The sequence below is a fragment of the Pseudomonas sp. QTF5 genome, assembly GCF_000512695.2.
GTDB lineage: Bacteria > Pseudomonadota > Gammaproteobacteria > Pseudomonadales > Pseudomonadaceae > Aquipseudomonas.
Window position 1 is genome coordinate 68,475 of sequence record NZ_AZRW02000023.1, and the last position, 21,316, is coordinate 89,790.

The 21,316-nt window shown below is 57.9% G+C and carries 21 protein-coding genes; 9 read left to right on the forward strand and 12 right to left on the reverse strand.

From position 1 onward, the window contains the following. Window positions 1–14: 14 nt before the first annotated feature. Together prpB and IC37_RS18395 are read right to left on the reverse strand one after the other, a co-directional pair. Window positions 15–905 carry a methylisocitrate lyase gene (prpB, locus tag IC37_RS18390; RefSeq protein ID WP_007902093.1) on the reverse strand — a complete coding sequence of 297 codons (891 nt, stop codon included), beginning with the start codon at window positions 903–905 and terminating at the stop codon, window positions 15–17. Further along, window positions 902–1,624 carry a GntR family transcriptional regulator gene (locus tag IC37_RS18395; RefSeq protein ID WP_030127940.1) on the reverse strand — a complete coding sequence of 241 codons (723 nt, stop codon included), beginning with the start codon at window positions 1,622–1,624 and terminating at the stop codon, window positions 902–904. The genes prpB and IC37_RS18395 overlap by 4 nt, the downstream gene beginning before the upstream one ends. 298 nt (window positions 1,625–1,922) lie before the next feature. Between IC37_RS18395 and IC37_RS18400 the strand changes: the two genes are divergently transcribed. The 4 genes from IC37_RS18400 (at window position 1,923) to pabB (ending at window position 6,539) form a co-directional block, all read left to right on the forward strand. Further along, window positions 1,923–2,459, forward strand: coding sequence for an ATP-dependent zinc protease (locus IC37_RS18400; RefSeq protein ID WP_007902103.1), 537 nt, complete (start codon window positions 1,923–1,925; stop codon window positions 2,457–2,459). A 5-nt stretch (window positions 2,460–2,464) separates the two neighbouring features. Further along, a complete protein-coding gene (locus IC37_RS18405) occupies window positions 2,465–4,000 on the forward strand; it encodes an inactive transglutaminase family protein (protein ID WP_030127941.1) in 1,536 nt (511 codons plus the stop codon). After that, window positions 4,000–4,986, forward strand: coding sequence for an alpha-L-glutamate ligase-like protein (locus IC37_RS18410; RefSeq protein WP_030127942.1), 987 nt, complete (start codon window positions 4,000–4,002; stop codon window positions 4,984–4,986). Before IC37_RS18405 ends, IC37_RS18410 begins: the two co-directional genes overlap by 1 nt. A 215-nt stretch (window positions 4,987–5,201) precedes the next feature. After that, window positions 5,202–6,539 (forward strand): aminodeoxychorismate synthase component I, encoded by a 1,338-nt coding sequence (gene pabB, locus IC37_RS18415; protein ID WP_030127943.1) that lies wholly within the window; start codon window positions 5,202–5,204, stop codon window positions 6,537–6,539. 167 nt (window positions 6,540–6,706) lie between these two features. On the opposite strand, the gene thrH is transcribed toward pabB, so the two are convergent. Beyond that, complete coding sequence (thrH, locus tag IC37_RS18420) at window positions 6,707–7,324, reverse strand: bifunctional phosphoserine phosphatase/homoserine phosphotransferase ThrH (RefSeq protein WP_030127944.1); 618 nt, start codon at window positions 7,322–7,324, stop codon at window positions 6,707–6,709. Window positions 7,325–7,497: 173 nt separating this feature from the next. Here thrH and IC37_RS18425 point away from each other — a divergent pair, with 173 nt between their 5' ends. Further along, window positions 7,498–8,238 carry a phosphoadenylyl-sulfate reductase gene (locus tag IC37_RS18425; RefSeq protein ID WP_008074131.1) on the forward strand — a complete coding sequence of 247 codons (741 nt, stop codon included), beginning with the start codon at window positions 7,498–7,500 and terminating at the stop codon, window positions 8,236–8,238. 148 nt (window positions 8,239–8,386) lie between these two features. Here IC37_RS18425 and IC37_RS18430 read toward each other — a convergent pair whose 3' ends face one another. After that, a complete protein-coding gene (locus IC37_RS18430; protein WP_030127945.1) occupies window positions 8,387–9,310 on the reverse strand; it encodes a LysR family transcriptional regulator in 924 nt (307 codons plus the stop codon). 124 nt (window positions 9,311–9,434) lie between these two features. On the opposite strand from IC37_RS18430, the gene IC37_RS18435 reads away from it, so the two are divergent. Beyond that, window positions 9,435–10,181, forward strand: a complete 747-nt coding sequence (locus tag IC37_RS18435) for a 3-oxoacyl-ACP reductase family protein (protein WP_030127946.1) — start codon at window positions 9,435–9,437, stop codon at window positions 10,179–10,181. A gap of 114 nt (window positions 10,182–10,295) precedes the next feature. On the opposite strand, the gene IC37_RS18440 is transcribed toward IC37_RS18435, so the two are convergent. Then, window positions 10,296–10,991 carry an HAD-IA family hydrolase gene (locus IC37_RS18440; RefSeq protein ID WP_030127947.1) on the reverse strand — a complete coding sequence of 232 codons (696 nt, stop codon included), beginning with the start codon at window positions 10,989–10,991 and terminating at the stop codon, window positions 10,296–10,298. 263 nt (window positions 10,992–11,254) lie between these two features. Between IC37_RS18440 and IC37_RS18445 the strand changes: the two genes are divergently transcribed. The 3 genes from IC37_RS18445 to IC37_RS18455 all read left to right on the forward strand — a co-directional run bounded on the left by IC37_RS18445 (window position 11,255) and on the right by IC37_RS18455 (window position 17,159). Then, a complete protein-coding gene (locus IC37_RS18445) occupies window positions 11,255–16,129 on the forward strand; it encodes an RHS repeat-associated core domain-containing protein (protein WP_030127948.1) in 4,875 nt (1,624 codons plus the stop codon). Beyond that, window positions 16,126–16,554 (forward strand): hypothetical protein, encoded by a 429-nt coding sequence (locus tag IC37_RS18450; RefSeq protein WP_030127949.1) that lies wholly within the window; start codon window positions 16,126–16,128, stop codon window positions 16,552–16,554. The genes IC37_RS18445 and IC37_RS18450 overlap by 4 nt, the downstream gene beginning before the upstream one ends. A gap of 179 nt (window positions 16,555–16,733) precedes the next feature. Continuing rightward, entirely contained in the window at window positions 16,734–17,159 is a 426-nt protein-coding gene (locus tag IC37_RS18455; RefSeq protein WP_051414780.1) for a hypothetical protein, read from the forward strand. Window positions 17,160–17,783: 624 nt separating this feature from the next. Here IC37_RS18455 and IC37_RS18465 read toward each other — a convergent pair. The 7 genes from IC37_RS18465 to IC37_RS18490 form a co-directional block, all read right to left on the reverse strand. Beyond that, window positions 17,784–18,149 (reverse strand): hypothetical protein, encoded by a 366-nt coding sequence (locus IC37_RS18465; RefSeq protein ID WP_081729241.1) that lies wholly within the window; start codon window positions 18,147–18,149, stop codon window positions 17,784–17,786. A gap of 101 nt (window positions 18,150–18,250) precedes the next feature. Further along, window positions 18,251–18,469 carry a hypothetical protein gene (locus IC37_RS18470; RefSeq protein ID WP_030127951.1) on the reverse strand — a complete coding sequence of 73 codons (219 nt, stop codon included), beginning with the start codon at window positions 18,467–18,469 and terminating at the stop codon, window positions 18,251–18,253. A gap of 108 nt (window positions 18,470–18,577) precedes the next feature. Further along, the gene (locus IC37_RS30115) at window positions 18,578–18,745 is read right to left on the reverse strand and encodes a hypothetical protein (RefSeq protein ID WP_177409413.1); all 168 of its coding nucleotides are present in this window, start codon (window positions 18,743–18,745) and stop codon (window positions 18,578–18,580) included. A 129-nt stretch (window positions 18,746–18,874) separates the two neighbouring features. Next, a complete protein-coding gene (locus IC37_RS18475) occupies window positions 18,875–19,300 on the reverse strand; it encodes a glycine zipper domain-containing protein (RefSeq protein ID WP_030127952.1) in 426 nt (141 codons plus the stop codon). A 186-nt stretch (window positions 19,301–19,486) separates the two neighbouring features. Then, the gene (locus IC37_RS18480) at window positions 19,487–19,852 is read right to left on the reverse strand and encodes a hypothetical protein (RefSeq protein WP_007902140.1); all 366 of its coding nucleotides are present in this window, start codon (window positions 19,850–19,852) and stop codon (window positions 19,487–19,489) included. Window positions 19,853–20,201: 349 nt separating this feature from the next. Beyond that, window positions 20,202–20,396, reverse strand: coding sequence for a hypothetical protein (locus tag IC37_RS18485; protein WP_030127953.1), 195 nt, complete (start codon window positions 20,394–20,396; stop codon window positions 20,202–20,204). Between the two features lie 223 nt (window positions 20,397–20,619). Continuing rightward, entirely contained in the window at window positions 20,620–20,940 is a 321-nt protein-coding gene (locus IC37_RS18490) for a YbjQ family protein (RefSeq protein ID WP_007902143.1), read from the reverse strand. Window positions 20,941–21,316 lie beyond the last annotated feature (376 nt).

Here is a 21,316-nt window from a genome sequence, read left to right on the forward strand (position 1 = left end):
CTACAGGACTTTCTTTATTTCTTTGCAGCAAACAACGCATCGAGCTTCTGCTCGAAGGTGTGGTAATCGATGCGATCGTAAAGCTCCATGCGCGTCTGCATGGTGTCGATGACATTCTGTTGCGTGCCGTCGCGGCGGATCGCGGTGTAGACGTTTTCCGCGGCTTTGTTCATCGCGCGGAACGCCGACAGCGGGTACAGCACCAGCGACACGTCGGCGGCGGCGAGCTGCTCGGTGGTGTACAGCGGCGTCGCGCCGAATTCGGTGATGTTGGCCAGGATCGGCGCTTTCACGCGGCTGGCGAACAGTTTGTACATCTCAAGCTCGGTGATCGCTTCCGGGAACACCATGTCGGCGCCGGCCTCGATGCATGCCGCCGCACGATCCAGCGCAGACTCAAGACCTTCCACCGCCAAGGCGTCGGTGCGGGCCATGATCACGAAGCTGTCATCGGTGCGGGCATCGACAGCCGCTTTGATGCGGTCGACCATTTCCTGCTGCGAGACGATCTCTTTATTAGGACGGTGACCGCAGCGCTTGGCGCCGACCTGGTCTTCGATGTGAATCGCCGCCGCGCCGAACTTGATCATCGACTTCACGGTACGGGCGACGTTGAACGCCGAGGAACCGAAACCGGTGTCCACGTCCACCAACAGTGGCAAGTCGCAGACGTCAGTGATGCGGCGCACGTCGGTCAGCACGTCATCCAGGCCGGTAATCCCCAGGTCTGGCACGCCGAGGGAGCCGGCAGCCACCCCGCCACCCGACAGGTAAATAGCTTTGAAACCGGCGCGCTTGGCCAGCAGTGCATGGTTGGCGTTGATCGTGCCGACCACTTGCAGCGGATGCTCGCTGGCGACCGCATCGCGGAAACGCTGGCCTGGAGTGCTCTTGTTGGAACTCATGACTCACCTCGTTCAGTGGCTGTCGGGTTAGCGCCGTCCTGGTAGTGACGGGCGATATTGCGTTTGGAGACGCCGATGTGACGGCGCATCAACAACTCGGCCAATTCACCGTCACGGTCGGCGATGGCATCGAGAATTCGGTGGTGTTCGGCAAACGCCTGGCGCGGCCGATTGGGCGTGGTGGAAAACTGGATGCGGTACATGCGCACCAGCTGATAGAGCTCACCGCACAGCATCTGGGTCAGGGTGCGGTTGCCGCTGCCCTGGATGATCCGGTAATGAAAGTCGAAATCGCCTTCCTGCTGGTAGTAGCCGACACCTGCCTGAAACGCCGCATCGCGCTCGTGGGTTTCGAGCACGCGGCGCAGTTCGTCGATTTCTTCGACCGTCATGCGTTCAGCCGCCAGACGGCACGCCATGCCTTCCAGGGATTCGCGAATTTCATAGAGTTCCAGCAATTCAGCGTGGCTCAGCGACACCACCCGCGCCCCGACGTGCGGCACGCGAACCAGCAGGCGCTGGCCTTCCAGACGGTGAATGGCCTCACGCAGTGGCCCGCGGCTAATGCCGTAGGTGCGCGCCAGCTCTGGCTCGGAGATCTTGCTGCCCGGGGCGATCTCGCCTTTGACGATGGCCGCCTGAATGCGTCGGAAGACGTTTTCGGAAAGTGTTTCCGAGTCGTCCTGAACTGTGACCGGGGGATCGAGTTGATCCAGCATATTGTCGACACCTTGAATACCAATGCCGCAAAAACTAGCGAATATGGCCGATCACGTCAAAGGATAAATCGATATTGTCGACAATCGTCTAATAACCCGCTGCACCATAAGGAAGCAACACCTCAAGTTATAGCCGTCGGCCAGCGCTGGCGCCATAAACCCACCGTGCTAGAATGCCGCCCGCATTTGCTTGTCATCTGCATTGCCTGTCATAAAAAGCGGATAGGCATACCGAGGGAGCTTGTGCAGCAATGCCAGGGCCTTGAATTGAAGAACGGACCGCTGCGCACCAGGATTTATGAGACTCAAGCCCTTCACTACATTCCTATGTCTTTTTGGCCTGCCAGGTTTCGCCGCGGCAGGGGAAAAGACTGTGTATGGCCTCAATGAGTACGCTTCGCTGGACGGCATCAATCTGGAAGTCGCCGCCAAACTCGACACCGGGGCGAAAACCGCTTCGCTGAGTGCCCGCGACATCAAACGCTTCAAACGCAATGGCGAATCCTGGGTGCGCTTCTATCTGGCTATCGACGCCGCGCATTCGCACCCGATCGAACGACCGCTGGCCCGTGTCAGCAAGATCAAGCGCCGGGCCGGCGACTACGACCCGGAAGAAGGCAAGAAATACACCGCCCGTCCGGTCATCGAGCTGGATATCTGCATGGGTTCGGCTTTACGCAGCATCGAAGTGAACCTGACCGACCGCAGTGCCTTCCAATACCCGCTCTTGATCGGCTCCGAAGCGCTCAAACGCTTCGATGCGCTGGTCGACCCCAGTCTTAAATACGCTGCTGGCAAACCCGCCTGCGCCACCGACGCACATACCGCAGAGTAATTCCAATGCGCTCTCTTACCCTCCATCTGAAACTGCTGATCGCCATCCTGGTGGTGCTGGGCATTTCAGTTACGGCCTATCAGATTTTCGTACTCGGTATTCCGGTGACCGAAGACGCCACCGACGACTTGTGGAACATCGACGCCAAGGTCGAGTTCGTCGCCAACCCCAAGGATCCGATCAAGATCCAGATGTTCGTGCCGCCGCTGAGCCGCGACTACGTGAGCCTCAACGAGAGTTTCATTTCCAACAATTACGGCGTGTCGGTGAACCGTGTCGACGGCAATCGCAAGGTCACCTGGTCGGCGCGTCGGGCCAAGGGCAACCAGACCCTTTATTACCGTCTGGTGCTGACCAAACGCTACAGCGGTGAAAAATCCAAGGTCAAAGGCCCGACCTTCCGCGACAGCATCGCCGTCGAAGGCCCGGAAAAAGTCGCCGCCGACGCCCTGCTCGCGCCGATCCGTCAGCATTCGGCCGACGTCGAAACCTTCATCGGCGAAGCCATCAAGCGCGTCAACAACCTCAACGACGACAACGTCAAACTGCTGCTGGCCGGCGATCCGTCCACCGTGAACAAAGCCAAAATCGTCGAGCTGGTACTGTCCATCGCCCACGTGCCGGTGGAAAAGGTTCACACCATCCGCCTGGTGGCCGATCAGCCGCAAATGCCTGAACTCTGGTTGCGCAGCTTCAACGGCACCGACTGGCTGTACTTCAACCCGGAGACCGGCGAACAGGGCCTGCCCACCGACCGCTTGCTGTGGTGGACCGGCGACGAAAACCTGATCACCGTCGATGGGGGCAAGAAAGCCAACGTCACGTTCAGCCTGAACAACAGCGAAATGAATGCCATTCGCCTGGCCAAGCTGACCGACGAAAACTCCGACGCCAACTTCCTCGAATACTCGCTGTACGGCCTGCCGCTGCAAACCCAGCAGACTTTCATGATCATGGTGATGATCCCAATCGGCGTGCTGGTGATCCTGATCCTGCGCAACCTGATCGGCATTCAGACACTCGGCACCTTCACTCCGGTGCTGATCGCCCTCGCCTTCCGGGAAACCCAGCTCGGTTTTGGCATCGTGCTGTTTACGATCATCACGGCGCTGGGGCTGTCGCTGCGCTCCTACCTTGAACATCTGAAGTTGCAAATGCTGCCGAGGCTGTCGGTGGTGCTGACCTTCGTGGTGGTGCTCATCGCGATGATCAGCCTGTTCAGCCACAAACTCGGCCTGGAGCGCGGGTTGTCAGTGGCGCTGTTCCCGATGGTGATTCTGACCATGACCATCGAACGCCTGTCGATCACCTGGGAAGAGCGCGGTGGCGGCCATGCCATGAAAGTGGCGATCGGCACGCTGATCGCCGCCTCCCTGGCGCATCTGATCATGAGCGTGCCGGAGCTGGTGTACTTCGTGTTCACCTTCCCGACAATCCTGCTGATCCTGGTGGGCTTCATGCTGGCCATGGGTCGCTATCGCGGTTACCGCCTGACCGAACTGGTGCGTTTCAAGGCTTTCCTGAAGAAGGCTGACGCCTGATGTTCGGTCTCTGGAAGACCTGGAAAGCCCTGGAGGCCCGGGGCATCATGGGGATCAATCGGCGCAACGCAGACTACGTGCTCAAGTACAACAAGCGCAGCCTGTACCCGATCGTCGATGACAAGATCATCACCAAGGAGCGCGCCATCGCCGCCGGCATTCATGTGCCGGAGCTGTATGGCGTGATCTCCACCGAGAAAGAAATCGACAACCTCGACGCGATCATCGGCGGGCGCAACGACTTCGTGGTCAAACCGGCCCAGGGCGCCGGTGGCGACGGCATTCTGGTGATCGCCGACCGCTTCGAGGGCCGCTATCGCACGGTGTCGGGAAAGATCATCAGCCATGAGGAAATCGAGCACCAGATTTCCAGCATCCTGACCGGCCTGTACTCGCTCGGCGGTCACCGTGACCGCGCGTTGATCGAATACCGCGTGACCCCGGACCAGATCTTCAAAAGCATCAGCTATGAAGGCGTGCCGGACATTCGCATCATCGTATTGATGGGCTATCCGGTGATGGCCATGTTACGTCTGCCTACCCGCCAGTCCGGCGGCAAGGCCAACCTGCATCAGGGCGCCATTGGTGTCGGTGTCGATCTGGCGACCGGCCTGACATTGCGCGGCACCTGGCTGAACAACATCATCACCAAACACCCGGACACCACCAACGCCGTGGACGGCGTGCAACTGCCCTACTGGGACGGTTTCATGAAACTCGCCGCCGGCTGCTACGAGCTGTGCGGGCTGGGTTACATCGGGGTCGACATGGTGCTCGACCAGGAAAAAGGGCCGCTGATTCTTGAGCTTAATGCCCGACCGGGGTTGAACATTCAGATCGCCAACGATTGCGGGTTGACGTTGCGTACCCACGCGGTCGAAGCGCGACTGGAAGAATTGAAAGCGCGCGGGATAACCGAAACGGTGCAGGAACGCGTGGAGTTCGTTCAGGAAATGTTTGGGCATATTCCTGCGGTTGAGGGTTGATCCGAGACCGAGGCGCGACATTCGCGGGCAAGCCTCGCTCCTACATGGACGCCGCTGTACCTGTAGGAGCGAGGCTTGCCCGCGAAGGCTGACTAACAGCCACCCAATCTTTCAACCCTGGCACCAACAGTTCAATCCCCGACATCCCCTCTAGGAGCAAATCCTGCAGAGGACTACAATCGCTCCCCCGCCTCGATGGCTGATCTGCCCCGCCCATGTTGACCTGTTCCGTACACCCGCTGCCCTATCGCGCCAACCCCGCCGAATACTTCGCGGCGATTCGTCATGCCCCCGGTGCCGTGCTGCTCGACAGCGGTCGGCCGAGCGCCGAGCGTGGGCGTTATGACCTGCTCAGCGCCTGGCCGCTGGAGCAATTGGCCGTATTACCGGACGAAAGCGGCAGCCACTTCCTGCAACGCCTTCGCGACACTCTGACGCGACTCGGCGAAGCCGCTGTTCCTTTCGACCTGCCTTTTGCCGGTGGCCTGATCGGTTATCTGAGCTACGACTTCGGCCGGCATCTGGAAAACCTGCCGAGCCAGGCGCGGGACGACCTGCAATTGCCCGACGCACGTTTCGGGCTGTACGACTGGGCCCTGATCAGCGATCACCACTTGGCCACCAGCCAACTGGTGTTTCACCCAACGCTGATCGACAGCGAACGACAGCGGCTGATCGAACTGTTCACGCAATCTGCACCTCAGAAAATCGAGCCTTTCAAACTGGACGGCCCGATGAGTGCCGACCTGAGCGCCGATGACTATCGACAAGCCTTCGAACGCATTCAGCAATACATCCAGGCCGGCGACTGTTATCAGGTCAACTTCGCCCAGCGCTTTCGCGCGCAATACCAGGGCGACCCATGGGCCGCGTACTGCGCTTTACGAGCGGCGTGCCCGACACCGTTTTCCGGCTTCCAGAGCCTGCCCGACGGCGACGCCGTGCTGAGCCTGTCGCCGGAGCGTTTCGTTAAAGTCAGCGAGCGCCACGTCGAAACCCGCCCGATCAAAGGCACCCGCCCCCGCGGCCTGACTGCTGCTGAAGATGCGGCGAACGCCGCCGAACTGCTGGCCAGCCCCAAGGACCGCGCGGAAAACCTGATGATCGTCGATTTGCTGCGTAACGACCTCGGCCGCACCTGCCGCATCGGCTCGGTGCGGGTGCCGGAGTTGTTCAGTCTGGAAAGCTACCCGAACGTGCATCACCTGGTGAGTAGCGTTACCGGCGAGCTGGGGGATGGCAAGGATGCGCTGGATTTGATCGCCGGCAGCTTCCCCGGCGGCTCGATTACCGGCGCGCCGAAGATTAGGGCCATGCAGATCATCGATGAGCTGGAACCGACCCGTCGTGGGTTGTATTGCGGTTCATTGCTGTACCTGGACGTGCGCGGTGAGATGGACAGCTCCATCGCTATCCGCAGCTTGCTGGTCAAGGATGGGCAGGTGTGCTGCTGGGGCGGCGGCGGAATCGTCGCGGATTCGGACTGGCAGGCGGAATATCAGGAATCGATAACCAAGGTGAAGGTGTTGCTCGATACCTTGCAGAACCTCTGATACCGCACTTCTGTGGCGAGGGGGCTTGCCCCCGTTGGGGTGCGAAGCGCCCCCAAAACCCGACACCGCGAATCTTCAAATAGAACGCATGCACCGGTTTACGACTGCTTCGCAGCCGAACGGGGCGATGCGGCGTTCCGACAAGCCCCCTCGCCACAATATTGTGTTTACAAACTCAACGCCCGGTTCGAAGCCTTGATGAACTCCTGCTTCAACTCGGCAAAGCTGTGCACCGCCGGAAATTGTGGAAACTCGCGAATCACATTATCCGGTGCATGGAACAGGATCCCGGCATCCGCCTCGCCCAGCATCGTCGTGTCGTTGTAAGAATCACCCGCCGCGATCACCCGGTAGTAGAGGCTCTTGAACGCCAACACCGACTGACGCTTGGGATCTTTCTGACGCAGTTGATAGCCCGTGACGCAACCGGAATCGTCAGTAATCAGACGATGGCAAAGCAACGTCGGAAAGCCCAGTTGACGCATCAGCGGCTGGGAGAATTCGTAAAAGGTGTCCGACAAAATCACCACCTGAAAGCGCTCACGCAGCCAGTCGACGAATTCGCTGGCGCCTTCCAGAGGCTTGAGCGTGGCGATCACTTCCTGGATGTCGGAAAGCTTCAGGCCGTGCTCGTCGAGAATCCGCAGGCGCTGCTTCATCAACACGTCGTAATCGGGAATGTCCCGAGTGGTGGCCCTGAGGGAGTCAATCCCGGTTTTTTCGGCAAAAGCGATCCAGATTTCCGGGACCAGCACACCTTCAAGATCCAGACAGGCAATTTCCACAAGACACTCCCATTTTGTACTGTTTATTGAGTCGAGCGAGCAAAAGGACTGCCGAACTCTAGCGACTCGTCCTTCTCTGTGCAACGCAGAGGGCGCACCAGCCGCCGCAGGATTTTGTTACCATCGGCACATATAGAGCGCCCAGCGCCACCGACCTGTAGGAAGCCGCCCTGATGAGCCCATCGTTCGATGTCGTGGAACTCGCCACGACCTATGCCAACAAATCCGCCCAAGACATCCTGAAACTCGCGTTCGCCGAGTTCGGCGATGACCTGTGGATTTCTTTCAGCGGCGCCGAGGATGTGGTGCTGGTGGACATGGCCTGGAAGCTGAACAAGAACGTCAAGGTGTTCAGCCTCGACACCGGCCGCTTGCACCCCGAGACCTACCGCTTCATCGAGCAGGTGCGCGAGCACTACAAGATCGACATCGAAGTGGTGTCGCCTGACTACACCAAACTCGAACCTTTCGTGAAGGAAAAAGGCCTGTTCAGTTTCTACAAGGACGGCCATGGCGAGTGCTGCGGCATCCGCAAGATCGAGCCGTTGCGTCGCAAGCTCTCGGGGGTGACCGCCTGGGCCACCGGCCAGCGTCGGGACCAGAGCCCAGGCACCCGCAGCGCGGTCGCCGTGCTGGAAATCGATACCGCGTTCTCCACCCCGGAACGCACTCTGTACAAATTCAACCCGCTGGCGCAAATGACCAGCGAAGAAATCTGGGGTTACATCCGCATGCTCGAGCTGCCATACAACAGCCTGCATGAGCGCGGGTTCATCAGCATCGGCTGCGAGCCTTGCACCCGTCCGGTGTTGCCAAACCAGCACGAGCGCGAAGGTCGTTGGTGGTGGGAAGAAGCCACGCAGAAAGAATGCGGGCTGCATGCCGGCAACATCATCAGCAAATCCAAAGCTTAAAAAATCACAGTCGTAGACCGCGTTATCGTTCATCGCGGGCAAGCCACGCTCCCACAGGTTTTGTGTCGTTTACATCATTACGATACGACTCAAAACCCTGTGGGAGCGGGCTTGCTCGCGAAGGCCGCACCTCGGTTCTAAATCAGACTCACAGAGCACTGAACCGCGCGCCCAACCCCTGCTCCGTAAACTGCTCAATGATGAAATCGACAAACGCCCGGGTCTTTCCCGGTAGCAGTTTGTGTTCGGCGTAATAGATGGAGATGTTGCCATCGTCGACGTACCAGTCAGGCAGTACCCGCTGCAACGTCCCGGTATCCAGATAACCCACGGCAAACGGCATGCTCACCAACGCAATGCCCAACCCCTGAGCCGCCGTGGCGCAGGCGGCTTCCGAATCGCTCATGGTCATCCGCGTCTTGAGTGTCAGCGGGCTGTGTTGCCGGGTGCGACTGGTCAACTGCCAGGAACGCACGCGTCCCGTCTGCGGCGAGCGTATCAAGATGCCGTCGTGGTGTTTGAGGTCGTCAGGCTCGACGATCGTCTCGTGCCCCGCCAAGTACTCGGCTGAAGCCACCAATACCCGATGGGCGGGCGTCAGCTTGCGCGCCACCACCCCTTGGGGCAGCTCGAATCCGCCACCAATCGCAGCATCGAACCCTTGGCCAATCAGGTCGACCTGGCGGTTATCGAAATGCCAGTCCGGGTTGATCGCCGGAAAGCGCTGCAGAAACTCGCCCAGCAACGGCACGATGTACAAGCGCCCGAACACTGTGCCCATGCTGACCTTGAGCGTTCCCGCCGGGCGTCCTTCGGCGCTGGCCAGGTTGGCCACCGCATTCTGGATCGTGTGCAGACTGGCGCTGACTTCGCCGAGAAACAGCTGGCCGGCCTCAGTCAGCGTCAGGCTGCGCGTGCTGCGCTGGAACAGCCGCACACCCAGTCGCGCCTCCAGCTTGGCGACGCTCTTGCCCACCGCCGCCGGCGTCAGGCTCAAGCGCCGCGCCGCTTCGGCGAAGCTGCCGACCTCGGCGCTACGCACGAAGCATTCGATACTGCTGAAGGTTTCCATAAGCGCCACTATAAACTTCTGGTTTACACAGACTATAGCAATGACGGTCTACCCGCTGGGTAGTGCGAAGCCGATACTCGACTCCGACAACAAGGCAGCCCGCCTTGAATTTCTGGAGATCGACATGACCACTCAACACCTCAGCGGCAAAGTAGCTCTGATTCAAGGCGGTTCACGCGGCATCGGTGCTGCCATCGTCAAACGCCTGGCCGCCGAAGGCGCTACCGTCGCCTTCACTTACGTCAGCTCCACCGCAAAAGCCGAAGAGCTGCAAAACAGCATCATCAGCGCAGGCGGCAAAGCCCTGGCCATCAAGGCCGACAGCGCCGATGCCGTCGCGATTCGCAATGCCGTTAATGCCACCGTCGAAGCCTTCGGTCGCCTGGACATCCTGGTTAACAACGCAGGCGTTTTGGCCGTCGCACCGCTGGAAGACTTCAAACTCGAAGACTTCGACCAGACCCTGGCCATCAACGTACGCAGTGTGTTCATCGCCACCCAGGAAGCGGCCAAACATATGACCGAAGGCGGTCGCATCATCAACATCGGCAGCACCAATGCCGAGCGCATGCCCTTCGCCGGTGGTGGCCCGTATGCCATGAGCAAATCGGCGCTGGTCGGCCTGACCAAAGGTCTGGCTCGCGACCTCGGCCCACGGGGCATCACCATCAATAACGTGCAACCGGGCCCGGTCGACACTGACATGAACCCCGCCAGCGGCGACTTCGCTGAAAGCCTGATCCCGCTGATGGCCGTGGGTCGTTATGGCAAAGTGGAAGAAATCGCCAGCTTCGTCGCCTACCTTGTCGGTCCCGAAGCCGGCTACATCACCGGTGCCAGCCTGACCATCGACGGTGGTTTCGGCGCCTGATACAGGTCACTTGTGGGAGCGGGCTTACTCGCGAAAGCGTCGTATCAGTCGACATTGAATGTTGCCTGACACTCCCTCTTCGCGAGCAAGCCCGCCCCCACATTTATACCGGTGTTAAGCCCACTCGAGTGCCGGCAAGCCACATGCACTAGGCTTGAACGCCTTCAACGTACGAAGAATGCCATCGGCGTGTGCGTACTTTTCATCGGCCATCGCCGCATCCGGGATCGCAATCGCCGTCATCCCCGCTGCTTTCGCTGCAGTGACGCCGAACGGTGAATCCTCGAACACCAGGCAATCCTCCGGCGCGACACCCAGGCGCCGCGCCGCTGTCAGGAAGATATCCGGCGCCGGCTTGGCTGCCCCCACTTCCGGGTCATCCGCGGTGACGATGAAGTCGAATAGCGCGAACCAGTCGCGGTGCAAGGTGGTTTTCTGACCGAACGACTGACGTGAAGAACTGGTGCCCACCGCAATAGGAATGTTATTGGCCTTCAAGTGCCGAACCAGCTCCTCTGCGCCAGGCATCGCCAGCGCCGTCGGAAAACGCTCGCGCATCAAGGGTTCGCGGATCACCAGGAATTCTTCGGCGGTGATCGGCAGGTCCAGCGCCTCGACCACATAGCGCGCCAGATCACCCGCGCCACGACCGATGATGTTCTGTTTGACGCTCCAGTCGAAGGTCCGGCCATAACGCTCGGCAATGATGGACGTGACCTCGGTGTAAATGCCCTCGGTATCCAGCAACAAGCCGTCCATGTCGAAAATCACGGCCTTGATCGGGCCGAACTCATCCAAGGGTGCATTCATCGCATCAGATCCGTTTTCTCATGGCATCCCAGGAGCGGCTCAGGCACGACCGGGTCCGTGATGGATTAAAGGGTTCAGCAGCATAGCGAGCGCGATTGGTAGAGAGCAACGGGCAACGCCTGACGGATACAAAAATCTGTGTCGAGACTCCCGCGATGATTTAGCGACTTCCCCTACACCAAACACCTCCTTTCCCGACTTCTTTTCTTGCTGATCCCCCGCAAAGTCTCGCGTTCCACATTGATCAGCGCGAGGGACTGCGAATGTTCGAACCTGACAAGGTCCTGGCCTTGAACAATGCCATCGGCTTGCTGGTGGTCGCCGCCATGAATCCCGAGCGTCCGGACGTCGAAGCGTTGCTCGGTGATTTTCGACTCTGCCTCAACGACTACGAGGCCTGGGCGGAAAACTTCTGGACCGGTGGGGCGCTGAATGTCGAGCAAGTGTTCAAGGTCGGCAACGAAGTCCGGCTCAGCGCGCCGAAGGACTCCACCGCCCCTGTCGGTTCGACACTCGCCATATGCCCCGCCAGTGGTCCGTTGACCCTGGTGCACCTGTTTGAGGCCGCGCGTTTCGTGCCGATCGGCAATACGCCGGTGATGCTCGAACCGGTTATCTCGCAGCGTAATGGTGAACTGACGTTCGGTGAGCCCGTCCACAAAACCATTGGCCCCAGCGGCATCCTCGAAATCCCCGAATGCTGGCGCGGCCAGCGCTATCGCATCACCTTCTTCCCCAATGTTTGCGCTGATCACGTCAAAGCACTCTATGCCTCCTATCAGGACGTTATCGGCGAGCTGGAAGGCTGGCTGCGCAATGAATGGACGAGCGAATTCGAGCCTTTATGGGCAGTTTTTTCCGAGGCAGGGTTCACCCGGCGCTACGGCATGTTGCAACAGGCCGACTGGCGCGGCTTCGAGCGTTCGCTGCACGGTTTGTGGGATGACGTGAAGCAGGTCTACGCCCTGGTAGCAGACCTGCAAACCAACAGCGAAAAACTCCTTGAGTACCTGACCCAAGGCGAGCTTGAGACGCTGCTGAATGCCTCGGCTGAAGCCATCGCCAATGTGTTGCTGATGTTGAGCGATGAACCGTTGATGTTCATCCATCTCGCGGCCTTCACCAGTTGGCTGAGGATGTTGCCGCCGCAGTACATCGCCGAAGTCGTGGCGCAAATTCGTACAGAACTGTTGATCAGTTTCCTGCTGGTGCGCCTCACCGGACCTACGGGCCTGAAGCTCGGCATGAGCGCCAAAGTACTGGACAAGATCAAGTCCCGGCAGGCTCGACAGTGGTTGGCGGCGGCCAGTTTGCGACTGGCCGAACTGACGGCCAAATCTGACCTGACAGCCCACGCTGGCGCGCTCAAACCGCTCGTGGTCAACGCGCGAAATGCACCACTGAAACCGGCACCGACGGTTCCGTTACAGATCAGTGCTGGCAACTCTCCAGTTGTACAGGTGAACAACCCTGTCGCTATCGCTCGCGACAAGTCCGGCGCCATGACCCGGCTGGGCCGTCACGAACCTCACGACGATGCATCTAATCAGGCGAAAAATCCCAACGGCGACAGTGCCGATTCGGCGAATAGAACCGCTACCAACGGCTGTCCGGTGTCAATGGTCAGTGGCGAAGAACTGCTGACCCTGACCGACGGTTCGCTGGATGGGTTGCTGCCGTTTGCCTTCACCCGGTTGTACCGCACCAGCGCGGTGGAGATCGATTGCGGGCTGGGCTGGGGCTGGAGCCATTCACTGGCGCAGCGGTTGGAGCTGGACGATGAACACGTCGTCTGGATCGACCATGAAAACCGTCGTACGACGTTTCCGCTGCCGAGCGCCCAGCGCCCGGTGATCCACAACAGCCTGTCGCGGGCGGCGATTTACCTCGGGGACGAGCCGGAAGAGTTGATTCTCGCGTTGGCCGGCGAAAAGAGCCGGTTCTACCACTTTCGAGGGGGCCGCTTAACGGCGATCAGCGACGCCTACAACAACCGCCTCCATATCACTCGCGACCGTCAGGATCGCATTCAACGCCTCGATAACCGCGCCGGTCGTTCGCTGCTGTTGTGCTACGAGCGCAGGCACCTCGTCGCCGTCGAATACCAGTCGTTTCACCGCACCGATGCCATGAATGAAGCCTGGCGTACAGAGCAGACGCTGGCTTTCTATCGCTACGACGCTCGCCAACGTTTGATCGAAGTAACCAATGCCGCCGGGGAAAGCGAGCGTTACGACTACGACGACCGGCATGTGATCCTGCAGCGGCAACTGGCCGGTGGCGCAAGTTTCTTCTGGGAGTGGGAACGCTCTGGCAAGGCGGCACGCTGCGTGCGGCATTGGGCGTCATTTGCGCAGATAGATACGCGATATGCCTGGGATGACCACGGCAGCGTCACCGTCCAGAACATCGATGGCAGCGAAGCGGTTTACGAGCACGACGACCGCGCGCGGCTGGTGCGCAAGGTCGGGCTTAACGGTGGCGAACAGCTCAAGGCCTATGACGAACAGGGCCGGTTGGTGGCCGAGCAGGATCCGCTGGGGGCCGTCACTGAATACCGTTATGACGACGTCGGACGCCTGATCGCGCTGATTCCGCCGGAAGACGAGCCAACGGACTACGAGTATCGCAACGGTTTCCTGCATGCGCGCTATCGCGGTAAAGCGGTGTGGAGATATCAGCGCAATGCTCAGGGCGATGTGACCGAGGCGACCGATCCCGACGGCCATATCACCCATTGCCACTACGACGCTCAGGGGCGGCTGCTGTCGATCCGCTACCCGGACACCAGCCGGCATGTGTTCGTCTGGAATGCCTTGGGGCAGTTGCTTGAGGAAACGCTGCCGGACGGTGGTCAGCGCAAGTTTTCCTACGATGCATTGGGGCGGCAGACGACCCGTCAGGACGAACACGGAACCGTCACCCGTTACCAGTGGGACGCCGCTGGCCGACTGACTCAGACGATTTTGCCTACCGGCGCCAGCCGCGCCTTCAGTTACAACGCCTACGGCAAGATCACCGCCGAACGCGATGAACTGGGCCGCGTCACCCGCTACGAATACGCCGACGATCTGCATCTGGTCAGCCGTCGCCTCAATCCCGACGGCACCCAGCTGAAGTACCGCTACGACAACGCGCAGCTGCTGCTCACGGAAATCGAAAACGAATCCGGCGAAAAATATCAGCTGGACTACACGACCAGCGGATTGATCCGACAGGAAACCGGCTTCGACGGCCGCCGCACCGCGTACGTCTACGACCTCAACGGCCACTTGCTGGAAAAAACCGAGTTCGGTGATGACGGCTCGCAGCTGGTTACGGGGTATCAACGGGATTCGGCCGGACGCCTATTGGTCAAGACCCTGCCCGATGGCATCAAGGTCGAGTACCGCTACGACTCGCTGGGCCGACTCGTCAGCGTCAATGACGGCCACGATCACCCGCTGGAGTTTAAGTACGACCAACAGGACCGCCTGATCACCGAACACCAGGGCTGGGGCACCTTGCGTTATCGCTACGACGCTTGCGGCCGACTCACCCACCTGCGCCTGCCGGACAACAGCAAACTCGACTACCACCACGCCAAGGGCGGTGCGCTGACGGCCATCGACCTCAACGGCACACGACTCACCACCCACCAGCTTGCCTTCGGCCGCGAACAGCAACGCCAACAAGGTCAACTCACCAGCGAATATGCCTATGACGATCAGGGCCGGCTGAAAGCTCATGCCGTCAGCCGACCTCAACATCCGCTGTACCGTCGCGACTATGCCTACAGCGCCAACGGCAATCTCGACCATATTGCCGACACCCGCCACGGCCAGCGCAGCTACCAGTACGACTCGCTCGACCGCCTGATCCGCGTCCGCTATTCCCGTGACCAACCGCCGGAAAGCTTCGCCCACGACCCGGCCGGCAACCTGCTGATGCAGGACCGACCCGGCCCGATGACCGTCAAGGGCAATCGCCTGCTGATGCAGGGCGACCGCCATTACGACTACGACGCCTTCGGCAATCTGACCCGCGAACGCCGCGGCACCGCGCAACAACTCGTCACCGAATACAGCTACGACTGCCAGCACCGCCTGATCGGCGTCACCACCCCGGACGGTCGTTGTTCAAGCTACCGCTACGACGCCTTCGGCCGGCGTATCAAGAAAACCGTCGACGGCAAAACCACCGAGTTCTTCTGGCAAGGCGATCAGGTCGTCGCCGAAAGCAGCAAGGAGCATTACCGCAGCTACGTCTACGAACCGGGCAGCTTCCGCCCGTTGGCCATGCTCGACGGCAAGGGCCCGCGCCAAGCCTGTCCGTTCTACTACCAACTCGACCACCTCGGCACACCGCAAGAACTCACCGACTACAGCGGCGACATCATCTGGGCCGCCCGATACACCGCGTATGGCCGCCTCACCCGCCTCAACCGTGACACCCACCAAATCCTCGATCAACCGCTGCGCTTTCAGGGGCAGTATTTCGACGCGGAAACCGGCCTGCACTACAACCGGCATCGCTACTACAATCCAGATGTCGGGCGGTACCTGACGCCGGATCCGAGCAAGTTGACGGGTGGGTTAAACGGCTATCAGTACACGCGCAATCCGGCGGGTTGGGTTGACCCGTTGGGGTTGAGTGAGTGCCCTGGAGGGGATGGGTGTAAGAAGCCATCGTTTGGGGATGAGGATCCGGCGGGTAAGGTGGGGGTTGATGAGGGGGAGCCCAGAACCCCGAATCCAAAACAAGAGAACTATTATTTGTACCGTGGTGACGACCGAGAACCATGGGAAATTTTTGAGGCAGGATTTGAACCCTTGGGAGACAGTACAGATCTGTACTTGCACGCACTAGATAATAGAAGCCCTCCCAGTTACTTTGTCAGCACTACGACAAACGAAAATGAGGCAAAAAAGTTTGCCACAGGCTACGGGATTGCCGATGGTTACATATACGCACTGAAAAACATTAGGGGAATTGATGTAAACAAAGAACTTGGCATGATGTCACCACATCGGCGTGAGGTTGAGATAGCATTCCCAGGAGGAATAAAAAATCATGACATCGTCGGCGCCACCCCCGTCTATGATGATGGTAGCTATAAGGGCTACTCCATACCAAACCCTTTCAGGAAGCAACCATGAAACCAATAGAAATATTAATAAATAACCATGGGATCGTAGAGACAGCCACAATCGAATGCGACAGAAGAAAACCGGCACTCACATTCACGATGCAAAGTGGCCTAAAAAAAACTTATACAGCCTACGACCTTTACGTATGCTTTGGCATGTTAAGAGCCGACTATCCTGAGATAAAATTCTTGTGCAAAGGCGCCAAATTAAATGTTCATACTTCACGAATGTCATCCCAAATGTCTAATGGATTAGTCGCGTACGAACTTAAACTTGGAAAACCTAGCGAAGAAGAGGACATAGTACGAATTTTCGACTACGAAGACGAAAACATCACTAACAATATTGAGGAGCAAAAAACTTTCTACAAAAACTGGATCGAGTCATTGATTATTACAACGACGCCAAAAAAACCTGAAGACAATATTCAATAAAACAACCAACAACATAGAGTCATGAACTCACGCAAAACCGCTCATCGAGCAAATGCGCCAAGTGCCGGTAACAGCACTTACAATTCACAGCAGCCATATCAAAACAAAACATCTAGCCACAGAACATTCAGCCATATATTCGACCCCACTTACTAAATCTGACAACTAGAGCAAACATAATGAAACATCACATAAAACTACAAGTCGGAAACACCATTGAAGATGCAACGCTTGAAGAGCGCTTTAGCTCACTGACGTTCAAAATGAAAAATGGATTCAGAAAAACCTACACCGACCACGACCTGTATTTATGCCTGGCACAAATCCGACGAGACTTCCCTGAAATAAAATTCCTTTGCAAAGGAGCAAAACTTAATGTATTCCCTTCACGAATGTGCTCCCAGATGAGCAATGGAGGTGTCGCCTATGAGATGACACTGGGAGAAGCAGCATCGCGTGATAATATTGTTCACATTTTTGATTTTGAGGACAAAAACATCACCACTGACATTTCCGAACAAATAAATTTTTACCATCAATGGATAAGCCATTTTCGACCAAAACAAACTAATTCAGCAACCAAAATCCAGCTTAAAGAAGACTGACTTATTTAGCTCGAAAAAACAAACCTTGCAGATAGCAAAATAAAGTGTTCAAGACAAAGTTAACATGGCAGATATTTCGGCGACACACTCATCGATACTAATAGTCGCCTATCAGGCCAACCACCTTTAAATCCGAACAGAAAATAGAAAGTGGACAGCGTAGAAATCTTAATGATCAAAAACGGTAGACGCCAGGTCGCGAAACTTCTCTGCGACTCGGAAACGCTGACCATTAATTTTGTTATGGAGGAGCGGATTTTTACGACTGCCTTGGCAACATCAGAAAAGAACACTGCGACGTAGTGTTTCTGTGCAAGGGAGCCAAAATAAACGTACACCCTTCCAGCATGTCCTCCCAGATGTCGCTCGGTGTAAAAGCATATGAACTCACACTAGGTAAATATGCATCAAGGAGTGATCTGGTCAATATTTTTGACTATGAAGAAAACAATCTTACGAACGATCCGGAGGTTCAAAGAGACTTCTTCATGCGCTGGGTTGAGTCAGACATTTCAGAGGAGTAACGAGTCGAGAAAAGAGGCTAGGAAACTTTCGATAGTCTGTGAAAAACATCCAAGCCCAGCTCGACGCTGGGCTCAGTTCTACAGCAAAAAAAACTCTGACTTAGCCGCCAGAACTACCGGTTTTACCTCCACTTCCTGCTCCACCACCGCTCTCATCAATTTCAAAATCACCTGACTCTCCAGACCCACTTCCAGAACCACTCCCCATCGAACTTCCATCGCTCATCGACCCACCTCCCTTCCCCGGGCTGGTGCTGCTTCCATTGGCATCGCCGCCATTCCCACCACCAATGGTGTCCGGTGGCGGCGCCTTCCCGTCCGAGGTACCCGCATTCATTTCCGAATAAGGTGGCATCCCGCCCTTGTCGACCGGCGCATCGCGGCCAGACGATTGAGCAAACGCCGCCAATGCACTGATCGACAATAAGCCGAACACCGTCAGGGTCGTCAGTTTTGACCTGATCATGGCGCACCTCCTTTAAAGAGTGCTTTATCTGATCTCAGGCAGCGGTCGCTTTTTAAAGGTGCCGCACCATCGACGAGCGGCGATGGATCGCTGCGCAGGCTTCAGCTCGGTTCGCCCGAGGCGTCATCCCCGGCAATGTCCGGGTCTTCCGGGTCGGCTTCCACATCACCGCGCTTCACATCATCGGTGGGCACTTGTTCCACACCGGTGTCGTCATCGTCGGGCGGGCGCTGATCGCGACTGAGGGAGTCGGTGGGTGAAGGCAGCGGGTATTCGGGGGTATCGTCGTCGATGTCGGAGTCTTTTGGATCAGCGTTCATAACGCACCTCTCAATGGACCTGAAAAGCAGATCCTGACATTTCGAGGACACCACGATAGACGCGGTTCGATCAGAGGGACGATCGGTCGGCCCGACCGCAAAGCACGATCACTCGTCGTCTTCCTCGTCGTATTCGTCGTACTCGCAATTGCCCACGTCGCCTGCGTCATCGGCATCGTTGAGCGGCACCGTGGCGTCGTCCATCAAAGACCCCGGATCTTCGTTGCCAGGATCGTTGATCGGGCCTTCTTCCTTGTCTTCGGATTCTGGAGCCATGGCATGCCTCACAACGTTCAGGGTGTATATAAAGTTCGAGACGTCCTCCAGCCAATCGTTCCAGAGTCCTAACGATAGAGACGAAAAACCCGGCACTGGGCCGGGTTTCTACGGTCACTCGATATCGAGTTAGCGATGCTTGTACTTATTTTTATGCTTGTGCTTGTGTTTGCCGCCACCGGAATGTGAGCTGCCGCTGTCATTACCCAGGTTGCTGCCCACCGCGCCACCGGCTGCGCCGCCCACGCCCGCACCAATGGTCGAGCCGGTAGAGCCGCCTAGGCTATTGCCGATCACCGAGCCACCCGCCGCGCCGATACCGCCGCCAACGGCCGCTTCTGTGCGGCTGCCCTTGCGCGCACCGACCGCGCTGCCTGCCGCACCGCCGACGCCAGCGCCAACCGCTGCTCCTGTGCTGCCGCCTAGTTGACCGCCGACTACGTTACCCAACGCGCCGCCAAGACCACCGCCCACTGCAGCGGTGCCGTCGCCGGCAGCCATTGCACCCTGAGCGACCAAAAGTCCTAAAACCACCGTGGACAATGTCAAACGCATGATATGAACCTCTAATTTCCGCATCGGGGGAAGAACGTGCCGCGGATAGGCCTCAGCCTGGCATCTGCGTCTGTTGAACAGCAAAGCAAATACCGACTGTACGAGATTTGAGCCACATCCGGGAGAAACGTTCCAAAACGAAAAAGCCCGGCATCGAGCCGGGCTTTTTCAGCGGATCATTCAGGATCAGTGACCCTTTTTGGACAGATTGCTGCCCACGCCGCCGCCCAATGCACCGCCCAGACCAGCGCCGATGGTGGAACCTGTCTTACCGCCCAGGCTGTTGCCGATAACCGAACCGCCTGCCGCGCCGACACCGCCGCCGATGGCCGCTTTGGTGCGGCTGCCTTTGCGTGCTGCAACAGCACTGCCGGCTGCGCCCGCTACGCCAGCACCAATCGCTGCACCGGTGCTGCCGCCCATTTTCTGGCCGACCACATTACCCAGCGCGCCACCCAGACCACCACCGAGCGCGGCAGTGCCATCACCGGCAGCCATCGCACCTTGAGCAACCAAAAGGCCCAGAACCAGAGCAGGCAGTGTCAAACGCATAACGAGAGCCTCAAAAAAAGGGGGGAAACCGAAAGGCCGGAGATTGAATGCTTTAGAGGAGGCAAAGTCCAGACACAAACACGGAACAACCTCGTCATTGGCGACGGTTGGACAGCATTTATGGAAAAGGTTTTATAACAGGCAAAAAAAAGCCCGCTGGGGAGACGGGCCAGGGTACTGCTTTCTAACGGATGAGCTGAGACTACGTAGGCTGGTGTGAAAAGTTTGTGAAAAAAACCACTAGTGTTCGCAATATTGTAGGACGTTTCTTCGCATTGCCTCCAAGGGTGATTTCTACCCTTAAAAAACAAGAAACCCCGCTCAATGGCGGGGCTCGACGAGTCACTGTTTACTTCCTGGAGGGCGCCCCCAGCTTGGGCATGAATTTCGATTTCGGCCCTCGGGTCCGAGGCACTGCGGATTTGATTTTGTTGATCTTGATACGGTCTTCACCGAAGCTCGGCACATAGTCCGTCTGACCACACTGCACGCAATTATTGATTGGAAAATCCGCCCCGTCGTCTTCGATATACGGCTCAGTCATATCTTCGCTCCTCTCAACGGGTCGATACCGGCAAGCCCTATTTGCCTGAAAAATATCGACCACCCAGGATTTTGAGACTAGCTGGTCATTCCCGGACTTGTGATTCAGATTGTTACGTGCCCGACGAATGGGCAGCGTCTGCCTCCTACAAAACCGGATGGCGAATAACCAGAAGGTGCACGTCCTTGGCACGGCGGCGCAGTGAAGATTTTTTCACACCCACTTACCTCAGTTTGACCGCCGTCCCGGTCACAAACACCACCACCATTCCACCCTTGCCGGCCGGCATGCTGATCTCATAATCGAGCCCCACCACTGCATCCGCCTGAAGCGCCCGCGCCCGTTCCTTGATCTCGTCGGTGGCCTGAATCCGCGCATCCTTCAATGCCCGCTCCAACGTTTGAGAACGCCCGCCGAAAAAATCCCGCATGCCGGCAAACAGATCGCGGATCACGTTAACGCCCTGCACCGACTCGGCGCTGACGATGTCCAGGTAAGCGGTGATTTGCCGACCTTCGATGGTGTGGGTTGTGGTGGTGATCATGAAATGTCCTTGTTCAGAGCTGTCGTCGATAGGGCGAAACGACGGGGAAAACGGCGCGAGAATTGAGTATAGAGATCGATTCCCGTCGAGGGGTTTGGCAGTCTAACAGGGGAGCGGAACTCACCTGAAATGGGGCTTTGAGGGCGGTTTGAAAAGGTCGTACCCGAAAAGCAGTTAAGTCCTACATATCGCTCGGAAGCCGCGCCCCGATTGCGCATTGCTCTGGCTGAGGTGGGCTCATATAGTTTGAGCGTCGCCTGACACGCGAGAGTAAATCCTTGTTCTGCCGACTTTCTTATCTAAAACCACCTACTCGGCGTTTTTCAAGGTAGTTGTCGCGTCAACCGTCCAGCTATGCCGCTCTTTTCTCGTCCTG

Excerpts from the sequence above, each read along its gene's own strand:
- prpB (WP_007902093.1), bottom strand. The coding sequence starts at position 905 with ATGAGTTCCAACAAGAGCACTCCAGGCCAGCGTTTCCGCGATGCGGTC.
- IC37_RS18395 (WP_030127940.1), bottom strand. The coding sequence starts at position 1,624 with ATGCTGGATCAACTCGATCCCCCGGTCACAGTTCAGGACGACTCGGAA.
- IC37_RS18400 (WP_007902103.1), top strand. The coding sequence starts at position 1,923 with ATGAGACTCAAGCCCTTCACTACATTCCTATGTCTTTTTGGCCTGCCA.
- IC37_RS18405 (WP_030127941.1), top strand. The coding sequence starts at position 2,465 with ATGCGCTCTCTTACCCTCCATCTGAAACTGCTGATCGCCATCCTGGTG.
- IC37_RS18410 (WP_030127942.1), top strand. The coding sequence starts at position 4,000 with ATGTTCGGTCTCTGGAAGACCTGGAAAGCCCTGGAGGCCCGGGGCATC.
- pabB (WP_030127943.1), top strand. The coding sequence starts at position 5,202 with ATGTTGACCTGTTCCGTACACCCGCTGCCCTATCGCGCCAACCCCGCC.
- IC37_RS18425 (WP_008074131.1), top strand. The coding sequence starts at position 7,498 with ATGAGCCCATCGTTCGATGTCGTGGAACTCGCCACGACCTATGCCAAC.
- IC37_RS18430 (WP_030127945.1), bottom strand. The coding sequence starts at position 9,310 with ATGGAAACCTTCAGCAGTATCGAATGCTTCGTGCGTAGCGCCGAGGTC.
- IC37_RS18435 (WP_030127946.1), top strand. The coding sequence starts at position 9,435 with ATGACCACTCAACACCTCAGCGGCAAAGTAGCTCTGATTCAAGGCGGT.
- IC37_RS18440 (WP_030127947.1), bottom strand. The coding sequence starts at position 10,991 with ATGAATGCACCCTTGGATGAGTTCGGCCCGATCAAGGCCGTGATTTTC.
- IC37_RS18445 (WP_030127948.1), top strand. The coding sequence starts at position 11,255 with ATGTTCGAACCTGACAAGGTCCTGGCCTTGAACAATGCCATCGGCTTG.
- IC37_RS18450 (WP_030127949.1), top strand. The coding sequence starts at position 16,126 with ATGAAACCAATAGAAATATTAATAAATAACCATGGGATCGTAGAGACA.
- IC37_RS18455 (WP_051414780.1), top strand. The coding sequence starts at position 16,734 with ATGAAACATCACATAAAACTACAAGTCGGAAACACCATTGAAGATGCA.
- IC37_RS18465 (WP_081729241.1), bottom strand. The coding sequence starts at position 18,149 with ATGATCAGGTCAAAACTGACGACCCTGACGGTGTTCGGCTTATTGTCG.
- IC37_RS18470 (WP_030127951.1), bottom strand. The coding sequence starts at position 18,469 with ATGAACGCTGATCCAAAAGACTCCGACATCGACGACGATACCCCCGAA.
- IC37_RS30115 (WP_177409413.1), bottom strand. The coding sequence starts at position 18,745 with ATGGCTCCAGAATCCGAAGACAAGGAAGAAGGCCCGATCAACGATCCT.
- IC37_RS18475 (WP_030127952.1), bottom strand. The coding sequence starts at position 19,300 with ATGCGTTTGACATTGTCCACGGTGGTTTTAGGACTTTTGGTCGCTCAG.
- IC37_RS18480 (WP_007902140.1), bottom strand. The coding sequence starts at position 19,852 with ATGCGTTTGACACTGCCTGCTCTGGTTCTGGGCCTTTTGGTTGCTCAA.
- IC37_RS18485 (WP_030127953.1), bottom strand. The coding sequence starts at position 20,396 with ATGACTGAGCCGTATATCGAAGACGACGGGGCGGATTTTCCAATCAAT.
- IC37_RS18490 (WP_007902143.1), bottom strand. The coding sequence starts at position 20,940 with ATGATCACCACCACAACCCACACCATCGAAGGTCGGCAAATCACCGCT.